The organism is Xenorhabdus anantnagensis, from assembly GCF_028598555.1.
Lineage (GTDB): Bacteria > Pseudomonadota > Gammaproteobacteria > Enterobacterales > Enterobacteriaceae > Xenorhabdus > Xenorhabdus anantnagensis.
This window is the reverse complement of sequence record NZ_JAQRFN010000039.1, coordinates 1-22709: the sequence shown is the minus strand read 5'-3', so window position 1 is coordinate 22709 and position 22709 is coordinate 1. Positions and strand designations below refer to the sequence as shown.

The 22709-nt window shown below is 41.7% G+C and carries 17 protein-coding genes; 10 read left to right on the top strand and 7 right to left on the bottom strand.

All coding sequences use genetic code 11. The features are described from left to right. The first annotated feature begins 184 nt into the window (after positions 1 to 184). The 4 genes from metA (at position 185) to aceK (ending at position 6286) form a co-directional block, all read left to right on the top strand. Positions 185 to 1114: a homoserine O-acetyltransferase MetA gene (metA, locus tag PSI14_RS18435; RefSeq protein WP_273577458.1), complete on the top strand. Its 930-nt coding sequence runs from the start codon at positions 185 to 187 to the stop codon at positions 1112 to 1114. A 311-nt stretch (positions 1115 to 1425) separates the two neighbouring features. After that, positions 1426 to 3021 (top strand): malate synthase A, encoded by a 1596-nt coding sequence (gene aceB, locus PSI14_RS18430; RefSeq protein WP_306309343.1) that lies wholly within the window; start codon positions 1426 to 1428, stop codon positions 3019 to 3021. Positions 3022 to 3135: 114 nt separating this feature from the next. After that, positions 3136 to 4443, top strand: coding sequence for an isocitrate lyase (gene aceA / locus PSI14_RS18425; RefSeq protein WP_273577457.1), 1308 nt, complete (start codon positions 3136 to 3138; stop codon positions 4441 to 4443). 82 nt (positions 4444 to 4525) lie between these two features. After that, a complete protein-coding gene (gene aceK / locus PSI14_RS18420; protein WP_273577456.1) occupies positions 4526 to 6286 on the top strand; it encodes a bifunctional isocitrate dehydrogenase kinase/phosphatase in 1761 nt (586 codons plus the stop codon). A gap of 166 nt (positions 6287 to 6452) precedes the next feature. Here aceK and PSI14_RS18415 read toward each other — a convergent pair whose 3' ends face one another. From PSI14_RS18415 to lysC, 4 genes are all read right to left on the bottom strand, one after another. Next, complete coding sequence (locus PSI14_RS18415) at positions 6453 to 7094, bottom strand: bifunctional 4-hydroxy-2-oxoglutarate aldolase/2-dehydro-3-deoxy-phosphogluconate aldolase (RefSeq protein ID WP_273577455.1); 642 nt, start codon at positions 7092 to 7094, stop codon at positions 6453 to 6455. A gap of 53 nt (positions 7095 to 7147) precedes the next feature. Then, positions 7148 to 8986 carry a phosphogluconate dehydratase gene (gene edd, locus PSI14_RS18410; protein WP_273577454.1) on the bottom strand — a complete coding sequence of 613 codons (1839 nt, stop codon included), beginning with the start codon at positions 8984 to 8986 and terminating at the stop codon, positions 7148 to 7150. Positions 8987 to 9180: 194 nt separating this feature from the next. Further along, the gene (gene iclR, locus PSI14_RS18405; protein ID WP_273577453.1) at positions 9181 to 10011 is read right to left on the bottom strand and encodes a glyoxylate bypass operon transcriptional repressor IclR; all 831 of its coding nucleotides are present in this window, start codon (positions 10009 to 10011) and stop codon (positions 9181 to 9183) included. A gap of 227 nt (positions 10012 to 10238) precedes the next feature. Beyond that, entirely contained in the window at positions 10239 to 11612 is a 1374-nt protein-coding gene (gene lysC, locus PSI14_RS18400) for a lysine-sensitive aspartokinase 3 (RefSeq protein WP_273577452.1), read from the bottom strand. A gap of 279 nt (positions 11613 to 11891) precedes the next feature. Here lysC and pgi point away from each other — a divergent pair, with 279 nt between their 5' ends. The 3 genes from pgi to ubiA all read left to right on the top strand — a co-directional run bounded on the left by pgi (position 11892) and on the right by ubiA (position 15320). Beyond that, positions 11892 to 13538: a glucose-6-phosphate isomerase gene (pgi, locus tag PSI14_RS18395; RefSeq protein WP_273577451.1), complete on the top strand. Its 1647-nt coding sequence runs from the start codon at positions 11892 to 11894 to the stop codon at positions 13536 to 13538. Between the two features lie 183 nt (positions 13539 to 13721). Continuing rightward, the gene (ubiC, locus tag PSI14_RS18390; RefSeq protein WP_273577450.1) at positions 13722 to 14342 is read left to right on the top strand and encodes a chorismate lyase; all 621 of its coding nucleotides are present in this window, start codon (positions 13722 to 13724) and stop codon (positions 14340 to 14342) included. Between the two features lie 123 nt (positions 14343 to 14465). Continuing rightward, positions 14466 to 15320, top strand: a complete 855-nt coding sequence (gene ubiA, locus PSI14_RS18385) for a 4-hydroxybenzoate octaprenyltransferase (protein ID WP_273577449.1) — start codon at positions 14466 to 14468, stop codon at positions 15318 to 15320. Between the two features lie 74 nt (positions 15321 to 15394). Here the strand turns inward: ubiA and plsB are convergent, their stop codons facing one another. After that, complete coding sequence (gene plsB / locus PSI14_RS18380; RefSeq protein ID WP_273577448.1) at positions 15395 to 17863, bottom strand: glycerol-3-phosphate 1-O-acyltransferase PlsB; 2469 nt, start codon at positions 17861 to 17863, stop codon at positions 15395 to 15397. Positions 17864 to 18000: 137 nt separating this feature from the next. Between plsB and PSI14_RS18375 the strand changes: the two genes are divergently transcribed. Both PSI14_RS18375 and lexA read left to right on the top strand, forming a co-directional pair. After that, positions 18001 to 18372 carry a diacylglycerol kinase gene (locus PSI14_RS18375; RefSeq protein ID WP_273577447.1) on the top strand — a complete coding sequence of 124 codons (372 nt, stop codon included), beginning with the start codon at positions 18001 to 18003 and terminating at the stop codon, positions 18370 to 18372. A 119-nt stretch (positions 18373 to 18491) separates the two neighbouring features. Further along, on the top strand, positions 18492 to 19109 hold the full coding sequence (lexA, locus tag PSI14_RS18370) for a transcriptional repressor LexA (protein WP_273577446.1): 618 nt from the start codon (positions 18492 to 18494) through the stop codon (positions 19107 to 19109). A 150-nt stretch (positions 19110 to 19259) separates the two neighbouring features. Here lexA and zur read toward each other — a convergent pair whose 3' ends face one another. Further along, positions 19260 to 19772, bottom strand: a complete 513-nt coding sequence (gene zur, locus PSI14_RS18365) for a zinc uptake transcriptional repressor Zur (protein ID WP_273577444.1) — start codon at positions 19770 to 19772, stop codon at positions 19260 to 19262. Between the two features lie 498 nt (positions 19773 to 20270). Between zur and PSI14_RS18360 the strand changes: the two genes are divergently transcribed. Next, positions 20271 to 21326 (top strand): DUF1266 domain-containing protein, encoded by a 1056-nt coding sequence (locus tag PSI14_RS18360; RefSeq protein WP_273577442.1) that lies wholly within the window; start codon positions 20271 to 20273, stop codon positions 21324 to 21326. 267 nt (positions 21327 to 21593) lie between these two features. Here PSI14_RS18360 and PSI14_RS18355 read toward each other — a convergent pair whose 3' ends face one another. Beyond that, positions 21594 to 22559 carry a hypothetical protein gene (locus tag PSI14_RS18355; protein ID WP_273577440.1) on the bottom strand — a complete coding sequence of 322 codons (966 nt, stop codon included), beginning with the start codon at positions 22557 to 22559 and terminating at the stop codon, positions 21594 to 21596. Positions 22560 to 22709 lie beyond the last annotated feature (150 nt).

The following is a 22709-nucleotide window of genomic DNA, read 5'->3' as shown; positions in this document are numbered from 1 at the left end:
TTGGGTATTTTTATACCAATTTATTCTTTTTAATTATCTTATTTATTACTCTTTTCTATTTCATATAATAAAATGAAATAATTTCAATTTGAGTACAATAACTCGACATTTACCTTTCCTTTTGGTTAAATTTAGCTATCTAGAAGTCTAAACTTGCAAATTATAATGATCGAGGTTTTGAACAATGCCAATTCGTGTACCAGATGAATTACCTGCGGTGAATACTCTTCGCAATGAAAACATCTTTGTCATGACATCAACACGGGCCAATATTCAGAATATTCGTCCACTGAAGGTATTGTTACTTAACCTAATGCCAAAGAAGATAGAAACAGAAAACCAGTTTATTCGGTTATTATCTAACACACCACTTCAAATCGATATTCAATTGCTACGTATTGATAGTCGTCAATGTAAAAATACCCCTTCTGAACATTTAAATACTTTTTATTGTGATTTTGATTCTATAAAAGATCAAAATTTCGATGGTTTGATAGTGACAGGTGCCCCTTTGGGACTTGTTGAATTTGAAGATGTGATTTATTGGGACGAGGTTGAAAGGATAGTAGCCTGGGCAAAAAAACATGTTACTTCGACACTTTTTGTTTGTTGGGCGGTTCAGGCTGCATTAAAAATTCTTTATCACCTTCCTAAATATACCCGAAAAACTAAACTATCTGGTGTTTATCCTCATTCAACTTTAGATCCCCTGGCATTATTAACACGTGGATTTGACGAAACATTTTTTGCACCTCACTCGCGTTTCGCTGATTTTCCTGAATCGCTAATTCGTGAACATACCGATTTAGATATTTTAGCCAGTTCAGTAGAGGCAGGAGCTTATTTATTTGCCAGCAAAGATAAAAGATTAGTCTTTGTGACGGGGCATCCTGAATATGATGTTGGTACATTAGCCGCAGAATACTTGCGTGATTGCGACGCAGGTTTGGAACCGGAATTGCCTATCAATTACTTCCCGAATAACGATCCTGAAAGTAAACCTATTGCGGCTTGGCGTAGTCATGGTCATTTACTATTTTCAAATTGGTTAAATTATTATGTCTATCAAATTACGCCATATGATCTGGCTTTTATGAATCCTTCCTTAGATTGAATCCAATTTGAATTTTAGATAACAAAATGAGAAATTGCTGAAGCGAGCCATTCCTCATTTTGTTAATTTTTTTCATAGCTATTGTTCAGTAGCTATTTCGTTATTTCTCATACATAACAGAAACTTAACATTTTCATGCCTGATTTTTTGGAATTTATTTCCCTGTTTTCTTTGTCTTAAAATTACCTTAATTATTTGATTTTATTTGATTAATTTTTGTTTTTTAAAATAATGGAAATGGTTTTTGATTTATTTTTTAGATTGGTTAATCTTAATCAGATGAGTGTTTAAAAGTGAGAAGCGGGGAAATTATGCAGCAGGTATCAGCAACCAAACTAACCTTTATTAAGCCTTTTGGAGAGACAGAGTATCAGGTGTTATCACCTGAATGTATTAGCTTTTTAGAGGATTTAATCAGTGAATTTTCTGACAGACGCACAAAATTATTAGATGATCGAGTACATTGGCAGAACAAAATAGATAGCGGAATATTACCGGGTTTTATTTCGGAAACCTCTTCCATTAGGGAGGGGGATTGGAAAATTCAGGTAATACCCGATGATCTTAAAGATCGTCGAGTTGAAATAACAGGACCCGTAGAGCGCAAAATGGTCATCAATGCCCTGAATGCAAATGTGAAAGTATTTATGGCGGATTTTGAGGACTCATTAGCGCCTGAATGGGATAAAGTCATCACTGGACAGATTAACTTACGGGATGCCGTCAATGGTACGATTTCATACACCAATGAGCAGGGTAAGCGCTATGAATTGAAATCGGATCCTGCAACATTGATTGCTCGGGTTAGGGGGTTGCATTTGTCAGAAAAACACGTCCTCTATAAGGAGGAACCGATTTCTGGCGGACTGTTTGATTTTGCGCTTTATTTTTATTTGAATCATAAGAAATTACGGCAAAAAGGCAGTGGGCCTTATTTTTACCTGCCAAAAATACAGAGCTACCATGAAGCACAGTGGTGGAGTGATATTTTTAGTTTTGCTGAATCACGCTTCAATTTGCCAAAAGGTACGATTAAAGCAACCGTTTTGATTGAAACATTGCCAGCTGTATTCCAGATGGATGAAATTCTGTATCACTTACGTCATCACATCGTTGGTTTAAATTGTGGACGTTGGGATTATATTTTCAGCTATATCAAGACACTGAAAAATCATGCTGATCGTGTTTTACCGGATCGTCAATCCGTGACGATGACACAACCTTTCTTGAATGCCTATTCTCGTTTGCTGATTAAAACCTGTCATAAACGCGGCGCGTTTGCGATGGGAGGAATGTCGGCATTTATTCCTAGCAAAGATCCTGTGCAGAATCAGCAAGTTTTGGACAAAGTCAGAGCGGATAAAGAACTGGAAGCGAATAACGGCCATGATGGCACATGGGTCGCACATCCAGGGCTTGCAGATATTGCCATGACGGTTTTTGACACAAAACTGGGAGAACACCAAAACCAATTGACAGTTTTGCGTGAAGAAGATGAAGCGATTACGGCTGAACAATTGCTCGCACCTTGTTCGGGAGAAAGAACAGAAGAGGGAATGCGCGCAAATATTCGTGTCGCAGTCCAGTACATAGAAGCTTGGATTTCGGGGAATGGGTGTGTACCGATTTACGGCTTGATGGAAGATGCTGCTACAGCAGAGATTTCCCGGACTTCTATTTGGCAATGGATTCGCCATGAAAAATCACTTTCCAATGGTAAAAAAGTGACAAAGGAGCTGTTCAGGGAAATGTTAAAAGAAGAGTTGAACATAATTAAACAGGAAGTGGGTGAGCTACGCTTTAATCAAGGGCGATTTATGGAATCGTCTGATTTGATGGAAAGAATCACTACTCAGGACGACTTGATTGATTTTCTTACGTTACCTGGTTATCAGTTATTAGATTAGTTTAAAAACATTAGCGTAGTTTAAAAACATTAACATAGTTTAAAAACATTAGCGTAGTTTAAAAACAACAGCGGCAAACATATCCGATTAATTAATAATAGGAAGTAGAACATCATGACCATTTCCCGGAAACAACAAATCGCCCAACTGGAACAAGAATGGCAACAACCGCGTTGGAAAGGTATTACTCGTCCGTACAGTGCTGAAGATGTCATTAAATTACGCGGTTCTATTAATCCTGAACACACTTTGGCGCAAATGGGAGCGAAAAAGTTGTGGGAATTGCTGAATGGCAACTCGAAAAAAGGCTATGTGAATGCACTTGGAGCACTGACGGGGGGTCAGGCACTTCAACAGGCTAAAGCGGGTATTGAAGCGGTTTACCTTTCCGGCTGGCAAGTGGCGGCAGATGCGAATACCGCATCTAGTATGTATCCAGATCAATCATTATATCCCGTTGATTCTGTTCCTAATGTGATTAAACGTATCAATAATAGTTTCCGTCGAGCAGATCAGATTCAATGGTCAAATGGTATTGATTCAGACAGCCCGGAATATATTGACTATTTCTTGCCGATTGTTGCAGATGCAGAAGCTGGATTTGGTGGTGTACTCAACGCATTTGAACTGATGAAAGCGATGATTGAAGCTGGTGCTGCCGCAGTTCATTTTGAAGACCAACTGGCTGCGGTGAAAAAATGTGGGCACATGGGCGGCAAAGTATTGGTTCCGACTCAAGAAGCTATTCAGAAGCTGGTAGCTGCACGTTTGGCGGCTGATGTATCTGGTGTTCCAACCCTGTTAATTGCACGCACTGACGCAGATGCAGCCGATCTTCTGACATCTGATTGTGATCCTTATGATAAGGCGTTTGTTACTGGCAAACGAACCGGCGAAGGATTTTATTGTACACGAGCAGGCCTTGAACAAGCGATCAGCCGTGGGCTGGCTTATGCCCCTTATGCTGATGTGGTCTGGTGTGAAACCTCTACACCGGATATGGAAGCGGCTCGTCTTTTTGCTGAAGCTATTCATGCAAAATATCCGGGTAAATTGTTGGCTTATAACTGTTCACCTTCTTTCAACTGGAAAAAGAATCTGGATGATAAAACTATCGCTAGTTTCCAAGAGCAGTTATCTGCGATGGGATATAAATTCCAGTTCATCACATTAGCGGGCATACACAGCATGTGGTTTAACATGTTTGATTTGGCTTATGATTATGCACGTGGTGAAGGAATGAAACATTATGTTGAAAAAGTTCAGGAACAAGAATTTGCTGCTCTTGAGCGAGGTTATACATTCTCTTCACACCAGCAGGAAGTAGGAACAGGGTATTTTGATAAAGTGACTACTATTATTCAGGGAGAGGGTTCTTCTGTTACTGCACTGACAGGATCGACAGAAGAACAACAATTCTAAGTTCATTATACTGATAGAGACTGGATGATTGGGGGATTCCAAAAGGAATGCCCCTTTATGTGTCTGATACAGGTGGCTAAAGATGGAAATAGATCTCTCACATTTAATTGCACAAACCATTTTGCAGGGATTTGATGCGCAATATGGTCGATTTCTGGAAGTCACTTCCGGTGCTCAGCAACGTTTTGAACAAGCTGACTGGCAGGCTGTACAGCTGGCCATGAAAAAGAGGATTAACCTGTACGATCATCATGTCGGATTAGTGGTGGAGCAATTGAAGCGTATTCATACCTCATTACAACATGATGAAGATTACATTGCTGAAGTCAAAGCTATTTATACTCGTTTACTGCCTGACTATCCGCGTTTTGAAATTGCAGAAAGTTTTTTTAATTCGGTTTACTGTCGTTTTTTTCAACATCGTAATTTAAAACCAGAAAATCTATATATCTTTTCTTCTCAGCCATCTTCTCGCTTTCGCCATATTTCTCGTCCATTATCACGGGATTTTGTTCCTGACGGTAATCTCGCGTCAATGCTGCGAACCATCTTAAATGATTTGCCATTACGTCTTAAATGGGAGGATTTGGATCGGGATATTGGTTATATCACGCAATATTTACAGAATACATTTTCAGAAGGTGATTTATTACACTCTACTTTCCAAATTGTTAATGAATTGTTTTACCGAAATAAAGCAGCATGGCTGGTAGGAAAAATCAGGATAGGGAAGTCTGTTTATCCGTTTTTGTTGCCGATTCATCATAATGAATCGGGAAGTATTTTTATCGATACCTGTTTGACCAGCCACGATGATGCCAGTATTGTTTTTGGTTTTGCCCGCTCCTATTTTATGGTTTATGCCCCTTTGCCTGCGGCTTTAGTTGAGTGGTTGCGTGAAATTCTTCCTACGAAATCAACGGCAGAGTTATACATGGCAATAGGCTGTCAGAAGCATGGTAAGACAGAGTATTACCGCGAATACCTGACTTTCATTAATTCCTCTCAGGAACAGTTTACGATTGCACCGGGAGTGAAAGGCATGGTGATGCTGGTTTTTACTTCCCCTTCATTTGATCGTGTATTTAAAGTTATTAAAGATAAATTTGCGCCACAGAAAGAGGTTTCACAAGAGCGCGTTCAGGAGTGCTACCGTCTGGTAAAAGAGCATGATCGTGTAGGAAGAATGGCTGATACACAGGAATTTGAAAATTTTATTATTGATAAACATCATATCAGTCTTGAGTTAATGGAAGAATTGCAAAAAGAGATACCAGAAAAATTAGAAGATTTGGGCGATAAGATTTTGATAAAGCATCTTTATATGGAACGTAAAATGATGCCGTTGAATATTTACATGGAACGAGTCAATGAAGCGCAATTGAAAGATGTGATTGAAGAATACGGAAATGCCATTAAGCAATTAGCTGCTGCGAATATTTTCCCTGGTGATATGTTGTTTAAAAACTTTGGTGTTACGCGTCACGGAAGGGTGATTTTCTATGATTATGATGAAATTTGTTACATGACTGAAGTGAACTTTCGGGATATTCCTCCGCCACGTTATCCAGAAGATGAATTGGCTAGTGAACCTTGGTACAGTGTGGCTGTTAACGATGTTTTTCCAGAAGAGTTTCGGCACTTTTTATGTACTGACAAGCACATTCGGCGCTATTTTGAAGAAAGTCACAGTGATCTATTCAAAGCCGATTACTGGCGGGCATTGCAAAAGCGCATTAACAATGGACATGTAGAAGATGTTTTTGCTTATCGTCGTAGGCAGCGATTCAGCCAACGTAATGAAGTAAATGATGAAGTGAATGAAATAAAAAATTCGAAATAGTACTTATCATAGATAAAAATAATATTTTACTAAATGATAAATAATAGGGATGACATAGTGCTATTTTTTATTATCTAAATGATTTTTTAAATGAGATTGATTTATTTTACAAGGCGGAAATTACGTAATCGTTAATTTCCGCATAAAAAATATTTAAATAATGAAATTACGCTTTTGCACCTGCAATAGCAGTACGTGCCAGTTCCGTAATCTGGGTATAATCGCCTTTTTTCAATGCATTGCCGGGTACAAGCCATGAGCCACCAATGCACAGAACGCTATTCAATGCCAGATAATCACGATAGTTTTCAGGAGAAATACCCCCCGTCGGGCAGAAACATACTTGTGGGAATGGGCCTGCAATGGCTTTTAGTGCCTTAACTCCACCGTTTGCTTCTGCGGGGAAGAATTTAAAGCATTTCAGGCCATAACTCATTCCCAACATTAATTCAGAAACAGTAGAGATCCCCGGAATAAGAGGAATTGAACCCGCAGTCGCTGCTTTTAACAGTTCATCAGTCAATCCTGGACTAATGGCAAATTGAGCACCTGCTTCAGTGACAGCAGCCAATTGTTCAGGATTAATAACAGTACCTGCACCGATAATTGCTTCGGGAACTTCTTTAGCGATAAGGCGAATGGCTTCCAGCGCGCATTCAGTTCTTAATGTCACTTCCAAAACACGAATTCCACCAGCAACCAGTGCTTTTGCCAAAGGAACGGCGTGTTCAATTTCATTGATAACAATGACAGGGACGACAGGACCGTCGGTCAGGATATTTTCTGCGGTTGTTTTCCAATTATTCATTAGCAGTTTCTCTCGTTAATTCAGAACACAAGGGATTTAAAATCCCTCACTTATTAAAATGTAATGCAACATGCCCCTTGTTCTGCACCCGAAAGTTGGGTTCTCAACGCACTAAACAATTCACGGCCACAGCCGATATGTCCTTCACTCAAGTCTGGCTGATAGGGTGCTCTTTGTGCCAGTTCTCGTGCATCGACCAGAAGCATGAGTTCGCCAGTACGGCCATTAACGCGAATCACATCCCCATCTTGTATTTTTGCCAGTGATCCGCCAGCTTTGGCTTCTGGCGTAACATGAATGGCTGAAGGAACCTTGCCGGAAGCACCAGACAATCGGCCATCAGTAACTAAAGCAACTTTAAAGCCCCGATCCATGAGTACACCCAGCGGTGGCATCAATTTATGCAATTCAGGCATCCCATTAGCTTGCGGGCCTTGATAACGGACAACAACAACACAGTCACGGTTCAGCTTGCCTGCTTCAAAAGCGGGGACGATATCATGCTGGCTATTAAAAACCACAGCAGGGGCTTCGATAATTTGATTATTTGCCGGAACCGCAGACGTTTTCATTACCGCACGCCCAAGGTTTCCAGTCATGACTTTTGTGCCGCCATGTTGTTCGAACGGCTGTTCAATATTGGCAATTACGTTGTTGTCCAATGAAATGAATACACCTTCACGCCATACTAATTGACCTTCATTAAGCCACGGCTCTTGAGTATAACGTTCCAGACCAAACCCAGCGATAGTATTAACATCACGATGCAACAAGCCTTTTTTCAGTAACTCGCGAATAACCAACGCTACTCCGCCAGCCGTCTGAAATTGGTTGATATCTGCGGGTCCATTTGGATAGATGCGACATAGCAGAGGAATCACTTCTGAGAATTCAGAAAAATCATCCCAATTAATGATGATCCCAGCCGATCTTGCCATTGCAACGAGATGCATGGTTAAGTTGGTTGATCCTCCGGTTGCCAGCAAAGCAATAATGCCATTGACGATCACTTTTTCATCGACCATCTGACCCAAAGGAAGATAATTACCTGAAGTTTCAGTCAGACGTGTAACCTGACGTGCGGCGGCATCATTTAAAGCCTCACGCAGTAGTGTGTCAGGATGGACAAAAGAAGCACCCGGCAAATGCAGCCCCATGACTTCCATCACCATTTGATTGGAATTGGCAGTACCGTAAAAAGTACAAGTTCCGATACTGTGATAAGACTCGGCTTCAGCTTCGAGCAACGCCTGACGGTCAACTTTACCTTCGGCATAAAGCTGGCGAACGCGGACTTTTTCTTTGTTTGGCAAGCCACTGGTCATTGGCCCAGCGGGAACGAAAACGGCGGGTAGATGACCAAATGATAGAGCAGCCATCACTAATCCCGGTACAATTTTGTCACAAATTCCCAGATACAGGGCGCCATCGAACATATTATGAGAAAGCCCAACGGCAGCCGACATTGCAATTACATCACGGCTAAGCAGGGATAATTCCATGCCATCCTGACCTTGTGTCACGCCATCGCACATGGCAGGAACCCCACCGGCAACTTGACCGACAGCACCTACAGCACGCAGGGAGTCTTTTAACTTTTGTGGATAGTCTTCATAAGGCTTGTGGGCGGAGAGCATATCGTTGTAAGAGGTGATAATAGCGATGTCATTATGCACCATATTTTTCAATGCGATTTTTTCATCATTTTGACAGGCGGCAAAACCATGAGCCAAATTACCGCATGCCAGTTGTGCGCGATGGACGGTTTTTGAACGAGCGGCTTCAATACGGGCTAAATACTGGCTGCGAGTTTCTTTTGAACGTTCAATGATACGTTGTGTAATGCGCGCGACGGTTTCATTGGTGACCGTGCTGTTCTGGTTTGTTGTCATGATAATTGTTCCCGACACCACAATGGAATGTGACTATTGCTTCATTGTTACCGGTAACATTGTTAATGTAATAATCAGAGGATGCAATCAACTTTCGCCAACTACACGTTTTATCTGTGATCTGCATCAATTTTTAAAGCTGAAACGTAACAGCTTGTCAACAAATCAGCTTTTTAGATGGAGTTATGGCAAAATTATTTAATTCCACCATATTCCCGGCTAACTGCTTTTGCAGCCCGCATAACAAGGGCACCGAGTTCAGTAACTCGATCATCAGAGATGCGTGATATCGGGCCGGAGATAGAAATAGCGGCAAAGGCTTCTTGATGCTCATCATAGATACAAGCAGCGATACAGCGTAATCCTAACGCATGTTCTTCATCATCAAACGAAAATCCTTGCTTACGGATCTGTTCGAGATTTTTTGTTAATGCTGCTGCGGTGGTATAGGTGTGTTGTGTATAAGCGTGCATTCCTTTCTTATGCAGTAATTGCAGACATTTTTGCTCATGCAGTGTAGAAAGTAGCGCTTTTCCCGCGCCAGAAGCGTGCATTGGTAGTTTGCCAGCAATGGGAGCGGACATTCTCATCAGCGCATTGCATTGCACTTGATCGACAATCACAGCTTCATATTCATCAAGGTTAAGGATGGCGAGATTGACTGTTTCACCGGAGTCTTCCATTAATTGACGCAATATTGGATGAACCAATACCATCAGATTACGGCTTTGCAGAAAACTACTGCCAACGACAAAAGCATGGGAAGCAATCACCCATAATCCTAAATCACCTATCTGGCGGACAAAACCATGTTGCTGCAAGGTAGTCAAAAGACGATGGGTGGTGGAATTGGGGAGACCGGTCTGGATAGCCAAATCAGTTAAAGCAACGCCGACGGGAGAATCGGAAATATATTCCAAAAGTGTCAACCCTCGACTTAACGATTGAACCTGACCGCTTGCAGCGGCACTGTTTGTCGTTATTTTAGTTTTTTTTGTGCGTTTGCTGGCAACGGCTGTGCTCATAAGATGCCCTCTGGAAAATCGTCTGTTTGCAGCAAAGGTTGCTGCAATGGAACAAAAATGGAATTTATTTTCGTTTTCTTATTATGAATGATAAAGAGGGGAAAAACACATCCGATGTGTTAGGAATGGAAAAGTGGGATAAATGATGTATTTTGGCTGGTGCAGCGGGATGGAAGTTAATTCCACCACTAAAAGTGGAATTAACTGCATAAATAAAAAGACAAATATTAAGATTCAAACAAACTCTGATGCAATGTCTGAATCACCTGCTCCGCATTTTTACTGGGAACAAGCAGACAGATATTGTGGCTGCTTGCACCACAGCTGATCATGCGAATATTAAATGATTCCAGCACCCCAAAAACCCCTTTCCCTAATCCTTTAGCCTGTGAAAGCTCGTTGCCAATAATCGCAACCAGTGCCATATCTTCTTCGACTTCCACACGACATAACGTAGCAAGTTCAGTTAGCAACGCATTGGTCAGCAAACTGCCATTAGTGCTGGTGGAACCTGTGGTGTCCAGTGTCAAGGCAATGCTTACTTCTGACGTGGTAATCAAATCGACTGAAATATTATGGCGCGACAATAAGGTAAAGACTTCCGCCAGAAAGCCTCTGGCATGGAGCATTTTCAAGCTATGCAGTGTCAGCAAAGTTTGTTTGCGACGCAATGCCAACGCGCGAAACAGCGGGGGATTTTCTGTTTTGTCACAAACCACGGTTCCCCCCATTTTTGGATCTTTGCTGGAGCCGACAAATACCGGAATGCCGCAGCGAACCGCAGGTAACAATGTGGCGGGATGGAGGATTTTGGCACCGAATGTCGCCATTTCTGCCGCTTCATCAAAGGCAATTTTATCAATACGTTTAGCTGTAGGAACAACACGGGGATCGGTAGTATAGATTCCCGGAACATCTGTCCAAATATCAACGCGCTGTAAACCAAGCGCTTCACCTAGCAAGGCTGCGGTATAATCACTGCCACCTCGCCCCAGCGTAGTGGTGCGGCCTTTTTCTTCTCTGCCAATAAAACCCTGGGTGATAACGATTGTATTGTTCAGGCGAGAATGAAGATGTTCCATCGCTAAAGTATGGAGCTGAAGAGTATCCGGCTCTGCTCGCCCAAAGTTATCATTGGTTCGCATGATCCGGCGAATATCAAACCATTCGGCATCAATATTGCGTTGGCGCAGCAATTCCACAAACAATAAAGTGGACATGACTTCGCCGTGGCTAACCAATTCATCAGTCAGTGCTTCTGAGGTTGCGAGCGATGCCGCTTCTGACAGCATCTCAATATTTTCCAGCAGGCGATCAATTTCCTCACGAATCACAGCAGTTTCGTTCAATCGGTCAATAATGGCATATTGAATGTCACGAATCTGTTTCAGGTAGTTCTCCCGCTTGTCGTTATCGCAGCCAGCCGCCAATGCAACCAGCAAATTGGTCACGCCAGCAGAAGCTGACAGAACGACCACACGGACATTTGCGTTTGCCAAAATAATATCGGTGCAGTTATTCATGGCCTCAAAGTTTGCCACACTAGTACCACCGAATTTTGCTACAACATACTGCGACTTAGGAGATGAAACAGCATACATGGATGATAACCTTTTGTTCGGAGAATAGACTTTTAGAAATATCGGGTTAGGCGCACTGAGTCAATGTTTGACCACGAAGCATAAATAATTTTCATGATGGAAATGAAATTATCGTTTTTGCCTATCTCAACAATTAGCGCTGGAAATTACCGACTATTTTGACCAATATCAGCAATTACAAGGAAAGAGAGAACAATCACGGAATTAACCCGTTACAATCTGTGTATTCCTATTTGTTTATTGACATTGTTTATTGACAGTTGATAGAGAGCATTATTCATGAAAAACATCAATCCTAGCCAGACCGAAGCCTGGGAAGCATTACAACAGCATTTTGAGCAAATGAAGAACGTGCATTTGCGGGAGTTGTTTGAACAGGACAAAGAACGGTTTACGGCATTTTCTGCGACATTTGATCAGCAGATTCTGGTGGATTATTCCAAAAACCGCATTACCACAGAAACGCTGGCAAAGTTACAAGCATTGGTGCAAGAAACTGATTTGGCCAGTGCAATCCGCAGCATGTTCTCTGGTGAGAAAATCAATCGTACTGAAGATCGCGCTGTACTGCACATTGCCCTGCGTAACCGTAGTAACACCCCGATTATGGTGGATGGGGAAGATGTGATGCCGCAAGTTAATGCGGTGCTGGCGAAAATGAAATCATTCAGTGAACGCATCATTGGTGGTGAGTGGAAAGGCTATACAGGCCAAGCCATTACAGATGTAGTGAATATTGGAATTGGTGGTTCTGATCTTGGTTCCTATATGGTGACTGAAGCACTGAAAGCATATAAAAATCATCTGAATATGCATTTTGTTTCCAATGTTGACGGAACTCACATCGCTGAAACATTAAAAACTTTGAATCCAGAAACAACTTTGTTCCTGATTGCTTCCAAGACTTTTACCACACAAGAAACGATGACCAATGCGTATTCTGCACGTCGTTGGTTTCTGCAAAGTGCCATTGATGAGGCACATGTCGCGAAACATTTTGCGGCATTATCAACCAATGAACAAGAAGTCAGCAAGTTCGGTATCGATCCACAAAACATGTTCGAGTTTTGGGATTGGGTCGGGGGACGTTATTCGCTCTGGTCTGCAATTGGTTTATCCATTGCACTTTCCATTGGTTATGAAAATTTTGAACAGTTGCTGAGTGGCGCTCATGCGATGGATAAACACTTTGAGCAAACCGCCTTTGAACAGAACATTCCTGTTTTGCTGGCACTGATTGGCATTTGGTACAACAATTTCTTTGGTGCGGAAACTGAAGCGATTCTGCCTTATGATCAATACATGCACCGTTTTGCCGCATACTTCCAACAAGGCAACATGGAATCGAATGGAAAATACATCGATCGCAATGGCAATCCGGTGAATTACCAGACAGGGCCGATTATCTGGGGTGAACCGGGCACCAATGGTCAGCATGCGTTCTACCAGCTTATCCATCAGGGAACTAAGCTGATCCCTTGTGATTTTATTGCACCAGCCATTAGCCATAATCCAGTTAGCGATCATCATGGCAAATTGCTATCTAACTTCTTTGCGCAAACTGAAGCGTTGGCATTTGGTAAAACGCAGGCTCAGGTGGAAGCTGAATTTGTGCAGGCAGGAAAAAATGCTCAAGATGTGGCGGGGGTTGTGCCATTCAAAGTGTTTGAAGGGAACCGTCCAACCAACTCCATTTTATTGCGTGAAATTACACCATTCAGTTTGGGGGCATTAATAGCCATGTATGAGCATAAAATCTTTGCTCAAGGTGCAATTTTGAATATCTTCTCGTTTGACCAATGGGGCGTGGAATTAGGCAAACAATTGGCGAACCGTATTCTGCCTGAACTACAGGATGCAGAAGCTGTAAATAGCCATGACAGCTCCACAAATGGTCTGATTAACCGATTCAAAGAATGGCGTTAATCTGAATTTCTATTTTATCTAATTTCTACTCACCTCAATAATTGTTGTTATTGAGGTGAGTTTTTTTGTAATTTACATAATTTGTTATCAACTTTTTATTTTATTAGTCTGCAACATGATATCCTCACTCTCCATTCGTTGTGCTGTCGGGGAAACTGGTCTTCCCCGCAATGGGAAAATGACATGGCAGATGACACTATATTAACTTCAACACCGCATATATTAACTTCAACACCTTACATATTAACTTCAACATCCCATATATTAGCTTCGGCACCTATCCAATGGTTATCGGCTGATGAAGTCAACCTTCCCGAAGATATTTTAAGTTGGCTGATGGAAGTTGGCTCAATGACGCGCCGCTTTGAACAATATTGTCAGAAAGTAACGGTTTCCCCTTTTCGGGAGTGTTTTATCACTGCTGAAGAGTTAGGTGATGAAAGTAAGCACTTACCTTTCAGTGAAAAATATTGGTTGCGTGAAATTGTTTTATATGGAGATGGCATTCCCTGGCTATTGGGGCGCACTGTTATTCCAGTAGAAACATTGACTGGCCCGGATCGACAATTGGTTGATGTGGGGACAGTACCACTTGGACGCTATCTTTTTAGTGGTAATAATCTGACACGAGATTATATTCAAATAGGCCGACAGGAAAATCGTTGGGCGCGGCGTTCTTTACTGAGATTATCAGGTAAGCCACTGCTGCTTACTGAGATTTTTCTGTCTGAATCACCTGCATATATACCCAATGGATTTCAAGATGCGTCGCGGCGGTCAGGGAGCGAATCCCCGGGAGCATAGATAACTCTATGTTCATAACAACGGTGACCGGGGTGAGTGAACGCCGCCAACAAAGAGGCAACTTGAAAGTCGAAGGATATAAAATCAACAAAATAAAAAGGGAGAAATAGATTGGAGGTCAGTATGACGCAAAATAAATGGCGTGCGTATTGCCGTTTAATGCGTATTGATAAACCCATTGGCGCATTATTATTACTATGGCCAACATATTGGGCATTGTGGATCGCCGCAAAAGGTATGCCAAATTTGCACGTATTGTTAGTCTTCACTATCGGTGTATTTTCCATGCGTGCTGCGGGATGTTGTATTAATGATTTTGCAGACCGAAAATTTGACGGGTATGTGGAACGGACAAAATCTCGTCCTCTTCCTAGTGGTGATGTCACTGAAAAAGAAAGCAAAATCTTGTTTGCCACACTGGTACTCATTTCTTTTGCGATGGTGCTGACGCTGAATAAAATGACAATTGCACTGTCGGTCGTTGGTTTGGCATTGGCATGGACTTACCCTTTCGTCAAGCGTGTCAGCCATCTGCCACAAGTTGTGTTAGGCGCTGCTTACGGCTGGTCAATTCCCATGGCATTTGCCGCAGTAAGCGAGTCCTTACCTTTAGAATGCTGGCTGTTATTTTTGGCTAATGTCATTTGGTCTGTGGTTTATGATACTCAGTATGCCATGGTGGATCGTGATGATGACCTGAAAATCGGGGTGAAATCGACCGCCGTGCTTTTTGGACGCTTTGATAAATTGATTATTGGTATTCTGCAATTCATCATGTTGGGCATCTTGGTTGCAGTTGGCAATATGGTGAATCTGGAAGGAATATATTATTGGACAATATTGTTGGCAACAGCACTGTTCGTTTATCAGCAGAAATTGATTGCAGATCGGGAAAGATCGGCCTGCTTTCAGGCTTTTATGAACAATAACTATGTCGGTTTAATTTTATTCCTTGGTATCTTTTTCAGCTATGTCTAGCATGATATGCCTTTAATATAACGGGCGGTAATCCGCCCGTTAATTTCTTGTTTTCCATGACCAGCTTAGCGTCGTTATTGCTGCTCTGGCGCTACTGGCACAGGTTCATTTTGTTCTGGCGGCATGCTGACACTTTCAATCGTCAAACGAATTTCAGGTGACATCAGCTCACTCAATACATGATAGAGTTCCTGAGCGCTGGTTGTAATCATGTCGCCGCTGTCTTTAATGTAACCTTCTTCGCGCAGCGTATTGACCGAACTGGCAAAAACCGCTTTGTCAAAGAACTCCGGTGCATTGATGCCATGTAGAACAGACAGACGTTGTGCCAACATCCGGCTCTCTTTTTCCAGTACACCACGGCTGATTTCAGGTGTGGCATTCAACAAAGAAAGCGTAATGGCATAACGTTGCAGTGTTTCTCTGATACCTGCCGCCAGCAATTGCAGTGGGCGAATACGTGCAGGATTCAGCACCAGCATTTCTTGCTCTTTGTTACAGATAAGGCATTGGCGCGCCAGTTCATCAATCAGGGTATTGACGACATTGGAGAGCGTTTCTTTACTGTAACGCATGAACAGCTCTTGCTTGATCAGCGGGTAAATCAGTGCTACTTGTCTGAGCAATTCACTGCGACTAATGCGGCGGTGATGCATAACAATACTGGTAATCAGGGATGGCAGTATCAGCAAGTGTTGGATATTGTTGCGATAATAAGTCATCAATACCGCGCTTTCGCGTGGCAGGATAATAATATCTCCCAGACTATCTTTTTCGACCTCAAACTTATCCATTAGCAAGGCATGTTCTAACAACTCTTCTGCTGTTTTGTTTGGCACCGTGATATCGTCAGTGTAAGGCACATTACGCAGTAATTGCAGATAGCAATCCAACTGCTCAATAAGCTGTTCGCGAGTAAGTGCTCGCTGACGTGAAGATAACAATGCCGTGGTGCATAAATTGGTAGCATTGGCGGCGGCGGCATTATTGATATTGACCATAATATTGTCAGCCAGCTTACTGACTGTCGGAGCCAGCCAAGTTGGACGCTGGGATTCTATTGGATCAATGGAGTCACGCCACTCCGGAACATTCTGGTTCAGGTATTGTATCAATGGGATCGGCTCACCAAAGTTCACATAACCCTGTCCCAGATTACGTAATTTGCGCAGCCCTCGTACCATCTGGAAAAAACCTTCTTTTTCTTTGGTCGCACCACGCAGTTCTTTGGCATATGTCGCCACTTCCATCACATATTCATAACCAATATAGATCGGCACAATAGTGATTGGACGAGATTCTCCTCGCAGCATTGCCTGCAATGTCATGGAGAGAGTCCCTGTTTTAGGATTAAGCAAACGACCAGTACGGGAGCGTCCCCCTTCGACAAAGTATTCCACCGAATAACCACGGGCAAACAGCTCACCGAGATATTCACGAAATATTGTTGAATAGAGCTTATTACCTTTAAACGTGCGACGGATAAAGAACGCCCCAAGACGACGGAATATCGGGCCGGCAGGCCAGAAATTAAGGTTAATGCCCGCCGCAATGTGCGGTGGAACCAGCCCTTGGTGATAGAGCACATAAGAGAGCAAAAGGTAGTCCATGTGGCTACGGTGGCATGGCACATAAACCAGTTCATGGCCATCCTGTGCCAACTTGCGAACACGTTCGGCATTATGAGCATTGATGCCTTGATACAAACGGTTCCATGTCCAACTCAAAACTCGGTCGGTCAAGCGCACTGTTTCATAGGAGAAATCCGCAGCAATCTCTTCCAACATATTGATAGCGTTCTGTTTTGCTTTTTCGGGAGAGATTTTTTTGCTACGTGCTTCATCAGCAATCGCTTTTTCTATTGCCTTTGATGCCAATAACTTGTTGAACAGATCCTGTCTGGCTGGCAAACGAGGCCCAACAGCCGCAAGACGCTGACGGGAGTAGTGTATCCGTGCAACACGGGTGAGTTTATTAGCGATGATATTATCTGTACCGTGCTCGTCGGCCATACGGCGCAAAGACACTGGTGTGGAGAAACGCACAAAACTATCTCGCCCAAGCCATAAGATTGCAAAAAACTTCTGCACGCCATTTAGTATACGTAATTGCGGAGTTGTGTTTCCTTCTTGCCCTTCGCGCCCCGGAGAGCGGCCAAACATAACGGAAACAGGCACCATCTGGATATTTAAATCGGGATTGTTGCGATGCAAATCCAGATAGGAATGAAAAATTTTCACCGATTCATGCTTTGGTGCATAACAACGGAACACACGTGGGCCATTGTCGATAAAGACACAACTGGGAAGCTGTATGTCACCAATTTCCAAAGGATTCAACGGATCCGGCAGATCTTGCGCCAGACATTGTTGACGCAGGGTCAATAAGTCTGTTTTTGAGTGGTACGGTAGTACATACAAAATAGGCCGAGTCGTATCAAGACGCAGCTCCGCAATGGGATCTGTAGGGATAAGTTTACTTTTTACTAAAAATTTTAGTGGTAAATTCAATAGTTTATAATATATTTTACGCCAACCTGACATAACTGCTTTAAGCCTCTTGTTAGCAACGCGTCGCAAGGATACCAGAAACAGATTTTGAGATCTGTGGAAATAAGACAATAATAAGAGTTAAAAGTTATATAACCATACAATTGTTAAGTTCACTGAAGAAAGTTTTTATGGCAAATCAATCAACAGGTCTGATCCGCATCATTAAAGCGGCTGAGTATTCAGCGAAAGGGATCAAAGCTGCATGGCAGAATGAAGCGGCATTTCGGCAGGAAACAATAGCTGCCATACTTGCGATCATCATTGCATTTTCCTTAGATTTTGGCTTATTTGAGAGGCTCCTTCTTATTGGCTCTGTTATGCTGGTGGTCATTGTCGAAATCCTCAACAGTGCCATAGAAGCGGTAGTGGATCGTATCGGTAGTGAATATCATGAATTATCGGGTAGAGCGAAAGATATGGGGTCTGCAGCTGTATTGCTCACCATTCTTCTGGCGCTGTTTATCTGGGGAATGATCTTTTGGTCGCATTTCATGCGCTGAGATAACGTATTTTTTCATCAAAACACGTTATTTAGTTGCTTTTACATGCTGACAGGTTCCCAATTTGAATTTACCTGTATATACTCACAGTCGGACTGTATAAACAAACAGGGGGCGAAATGAAAGCATTAACTGCCAGGCAGCAGCAAGTTTATGACTTGGTGCGTGACCATATTTCGCAAACGGGTATGCCACCAACACGAGCTGAAATTGCAGCACGTCTTGGTTTTCGTTCACCTAACGCAGCAGAAGAGCATTTAAGAGCACTTGCGCGTAAAGGGGTGATAGAGATTATCTCTGGTGCATCCAGAGGTATCCGTTTGCTTCTCGAAGAGGAAGATGAAGGCGCGGGATTGCCGCTGATTGGTCGTGTTGCTGCTGGGGAACCACTGCTAGCTCAGGAACACATCGAAAGTCACTACAAGGTTGATCCTGAATTATTCAAACCAAGCGCTGATTTTCTGTTGCGTGTTAGTGGGATGTCTATGAAAGACATCGGCATTATGGACGGGGATTTACTGGCTGTGCATAAAACACAGGATGTTCATAATGGGCAAATCATCGTGGCGCGCATTGAAGATGAAGTCACAGTCAAACGCTTCAAGCAAACAGGAAACAAAATCGAGCTGATTGCTGAGAATCCGGAATTCCAACCAATTGTTGTCGATTTAAGCGAGCAGAGTTTCACTATTGAAGGATTGGCAGTAGGCGTTATTCGTAACGGGGATTGGGTCTGATTGTAAAAACAGATAATTGTACTTTGCCATTCTGGGGCGGTCATCTTTCCCAGTACCCGTTAAACTTGAGTTTAGCGGGTACTGGGAAAATATGTGATTATATCAGTTATGACCGCCTTATTACTTAATCCGGCCTCAAGCGTTCTTTTCTTATTTCTTTTTATTCTCTTCAACCGAATGATTGTGCTGGCATGTATCGCGATCCATGCAAGATTCAATCTCATAGCAGGAAGAACATATACCATGGACTTCTATCACGCTATTTCGCAAATGAAACCCTGTACCTTGAGCTAACTGCTGAATAGCGGATTCAATATCTTTTGCATCTTTTTCGGTTACTGAATTACACACTTCACAGATAAACATAGCCGAGGTATGGCTGGGTTCTTCAAAATGATGACAAAGAACATAACTGTTTGTAGATTCTATTTTGTGAATAAAACCTTGTTCCAGCAGAAACTCCAATCCTCGGTAAACCGTTGGCGGCTTGGCTTGTGGTTCGACTTCACGCAATAAATCCAGTAAATCATAAGCGCTTATTGCGCTAGGTTGCTCTGTAATTAAGCGAAGAACTTCAAGGCGTTGAGGTGTTAAGCGAACCCCTCTTGACAGACAGATTGCTTCAGCCTGTGCCAGTAACTTTTTTTGGTTGATAGTTTTCATTACACCTCTCACATCTACACGATGCTAATAGTTTTAATGTTATCATGTTTTTGGGGTGGGGAGTGGAATCTATATAATGTTCAGCTCCCTTCGGGTAGGTAATTTACCTGTAAAGAAGAGTGGCTATATTGTCATTATGAGATACTTGATTTACAGGTGTACGCTGATTGGAAATCAAATTAATCCATGGATAAGAACAATAAAATGGGCTAAAAAACCGAGAAAATAAAACAGGAAATATTGGATAATATCTGGATATTTGAATTAATTTATCAGAGTAATTATATTGATAGTCAAAATTATGAATTATTTAAATATAGCACCCTAATGGTTATGATTAGGAAGGAAAAAGATTGCCGCATTAAAAATATTTCAAATATAGCTTACTTGATTAATGGATTAAAAATGAAAGAATTACTGCAAAACCACCCCAATAATAGAAGATTTCCTGTTAATGGTTTTCGGATAATCAAAAATATCCTCAAGGAAAGAAAAGGAGTGGAGCTTCTCAAGCCTATTCAGGCAGTTGGTTTAATCATTCTTTGGATAGCAACATTTTTGCTGAGTGTGCTATCGCTCGGAATCACGGTATTGATCTTTGATACCAATAACATGCTTTCAGGGGGATATCTGCTCTGGGCTAGCTTGATTGGTTTGAATTCACTTGGAATATATCTCTCCCTCTACAGTCTCCAACGTATTAAAAAACTCCCTATTACTGAACAAAAACGCTATTACTCACAGGCAAAGTGCTCTGTTTTGCCGGAAGAAAAACGTCAGGCATTACGTTTGCATATCGTTAGCTGCTATTACGATGGATTTTGGACAGAAACATTAGAACATTACCCTTTGAAAAGCCGTGTTTCTCTCGATAATTATCAATATCGCCTTTTACCTCTTTCTGATGCAAAGCCTCATCAATCCGAAGTTTACAAAAATTGGGGCATTCTTAATGAAAAAGATTATTGGGAAATATTGCATGAATTATGGGCAGGGATGCATTCAGAACGTTTTGCTGTTGATGCGGTTTTTACCGATGGAGAAATGTTCAAGGTACTTGGTAGCTTGATTGAGGAACAGCCTGAATATGTACAGCAATGTTCTCGTTCGATTGATGGACACCCTCCCGCTTTACTTTGGGGATTTGATCTCTGGCGAGCGATTATACTGAGCCGAAACTGTTTTTCTGCCGGTTATATCAGTGAAGAAACAGCGTGGAAAAATATACTTAAAACAGCCGATTATGTTTATGAAATTTTTGACAGTTTTGATGCGTTCTATACAAATTACCGACTAGGAAATGCCTATTGGAGCCGGGATTTTGACACGGTAAAAGGGCGTCTGAAAGAATTTTTGTTTTACAAAGAGCATTGTGACTGGCCGATGGCTCAATTACCTTGGCCAAATGCGAAAGGCATCTTTATGGAACAATATATGAAAGATGGCTTTGCTGATGTTGTTAATTCTCTATTGCGGGATCAAATGGAAGACTCATTCGATGACGAAATAATGGATGAAGATAATAGCCATACTGAAATTCGAGTTTTGCACTAATTATGCTAATCCACCCATTGTTCTTATGATATTTTAGTGCTGATATTGTTTCCAATGTAACCAAATGGGTATGGAAAATAGCTATCAGAGAAAGTATATTTTGAATGTAGGGGGAGACTTTTATTACTGCATAGTAGCTTTTTTTAAAGAGCTACTATGCTTCTCATTAATAATATATTCGTGAGTTATATTATTGATAGTGATTTTCCTGGATGTAAAAATAAACCCGCAGAAGGTTGCGAGTTAGAATAGCGATGAGGTTAATGGCTATTTATTAAAATTAGTGCGATGAAATTTGCAATCAGGTAGCAAGCGTCTAACGTATGGTATCATTAAATACCGTAACTCCTCTGGAGGCTTGTAGTGTCCACTGGCATTTGACCAAACTAATAGTTTGCCTTTGCTAAATGATAAAGTTCCTGCATAACGAACAGGCTTTCTATAACCTATTGAGGTATGTCCATCAACTGTATCATGCCAATGATAATTAGTGTCTCGTGCACTTTTTGCGCATAATATGGTGTATGGATCATCAGCAGAAATAATAAATATATATACCCCATCAGCGAGTTTTAAGTTTTTAGTTATATAATTTCTTAAAAAATATTTTTCAGTTTTCTCTAAAGAATAAAGTGCTTCAGGTTTGGCTGGGCGTTGTAACTCTTTATTTTTTTGTACTGAAAGTAATTTTTCTGATTTTATCATATTATGTTTATTTGATAGAAAAATCTCAATGAGTTCTCCAAATGTCATTTCATCATCTTCATCGATATCACTCATAGCGGACTCCTTAAATAGACTTGCAGTTTTGGTGTGTGATTTGCCTTCTACCAATCTATCCAGCTCATCATTAATGGGATGCTTATTGCGACGGTTAGACTTTCCAATCGATCCCATTTCCAACAATACTGACCTAGATCCGTATGCAGGATTTGCGGTGTAGTTTATGCCATAAACTGGTTTAGCTGATGCTAATACGGATGTGGGATAACTGACATCATGATTAATAGTGGCTGGAGACGCAATACTTTCTCTTCTGTAACGACAATGGTCAATAACGTGATTTTCTGACAGATCTGATAAGTATATATTTGCAATCTCGCAATCCATCAGCATGTTTAGTACATACTTTTTGGTTCTCCCTGCCTTCCCACCTTCTTTTATTCCCACCATACAGCGATATCTGATAGTGCCATCAGTGCGAGAGCGTTTCACTATGTTATAGTAAGCCATTACCTACCTCTCAGACACCAGTACACCATTAGGTGTGGTGTACTGGATGGTGTACCGATTATCCGAAAATGGCCTAAAATGTATTAAAATGCACGAAAATAAAGAAATTGAAAAACACATATCAACCAAAGAAATAAAGGCAAGCTCACA

What these genes read in the sequence shown, in the direction of transcription:
- zur (WP_273577444.1), bottom strand. Translation starts at nt 19,772, where the DNA reads ATGAAAACTATCAACCAAAAAAAGTTACTGGCACAGGCTGAAGCAATC.
- plsB (WP_273577448.1), bottom strand. Translation starts at nt 17,863, where the DNA reads ATGTCAGGTTGGCGTAAAATATATTATAAACTATTGAATTTACCACTA.
- aceB (WP_306309343.1), top strand. Translation starts at nt 1,426, where the DNA reads ATGCAGCAGGTATCAGCAACCAAACTAACCTTTATTAAGCCTTTTGGA.
- lysC (WP_273577452.1), bottom strand. Translation starts at nt 11,612, where the DNA reads ATGTATGCTGTTTCATCTCCTAAGTCGCAGTATGTTGTAGCAAAATTC.
- PSI14_RS18415 (WP_273577455.1), bottom strand. Translation starts at nt 7,094, where the DNA reads ATGAATAATTGGAAAACAACCGCAGAAAATATCCTGACCGACGGTCCT.
- metA (WP_273577458.1), top strand. Translation starts at nt 185, where the DNA reads ATGCCAATTCGTGTACCAGATGAATTACCTGCGGTGAATACTCTTCGC.
- edd (WP_273577454.1), bottom strand. Translation starts at nt 8,986, where the DNA reads ATGACAACAAACCAGAACAGCACGGTCACCAATGAAACCGTCGCGCGC.
- lexA (WP_273577446.1), top strand. Translation starts at nt 18,492, where the DNA reads ATGAAAGCATTAACTGCCAGGCAGCAGCAAGTTTATGACTTGGTGCGT.
- PSI14_RS18355 (WP_273577440.1), bottom strand. Translation starts at nt 22,559, where the DNA reads ATGGCTTACTATAACATAGTGAAACGCTCTCGCACTGATGGCACTATC.
- iclR (WP_273577453.1), bottom strand. Translation starts at nt 10,011, where the DNA reads ATGAGCACAGCCGTTGCCAGCAAACGCACAAAAAAAACTAAAATAACG.
- PSI14_RS18375 (WP_273577447.1), top strand. Translation starts at nt 18,001, where the DNA reads ATGGCAAATCAATCAACAGGTCTGATCCGCATCATTAAAGCGGCTGAG.
- ubiC (WP_273577450.1), top strand. Translation starts at nt 13,722, where the DNA reads ATGGCAGATGACACTATATTAACTTCAACACCGCATATATTAACTTCA.
- aceK (WP_273577456.1), top strand. Translation starts at nt 4,526, where the DNA reads ATGGAAATAGATCTCTCACATTTAATTGCACAAACCATTTTGCAGGGA.
- ubiA (WP_273577449.1), top strand. Translation starts at nt 14,466, where the DNA reads ATGACGCAAAATAAATGGCGTGCGTATTGCCGTTTAATGCGTATTGAT.
- aceA (WP_273577457.1), top strand. Translation starts at nt 3,136, where the DNA reads ATGACCATTTCCCGGAAACAACAAATCGCCCAACTGGAACAAGAATGG.
- pgi (WP_273577451.1), top strand. Translation starts at nt 11,892, where the DNA reads ATGAAAAACATCAATCCTAGCCAGACCGAAGCCTGGGAAGCATTACAA.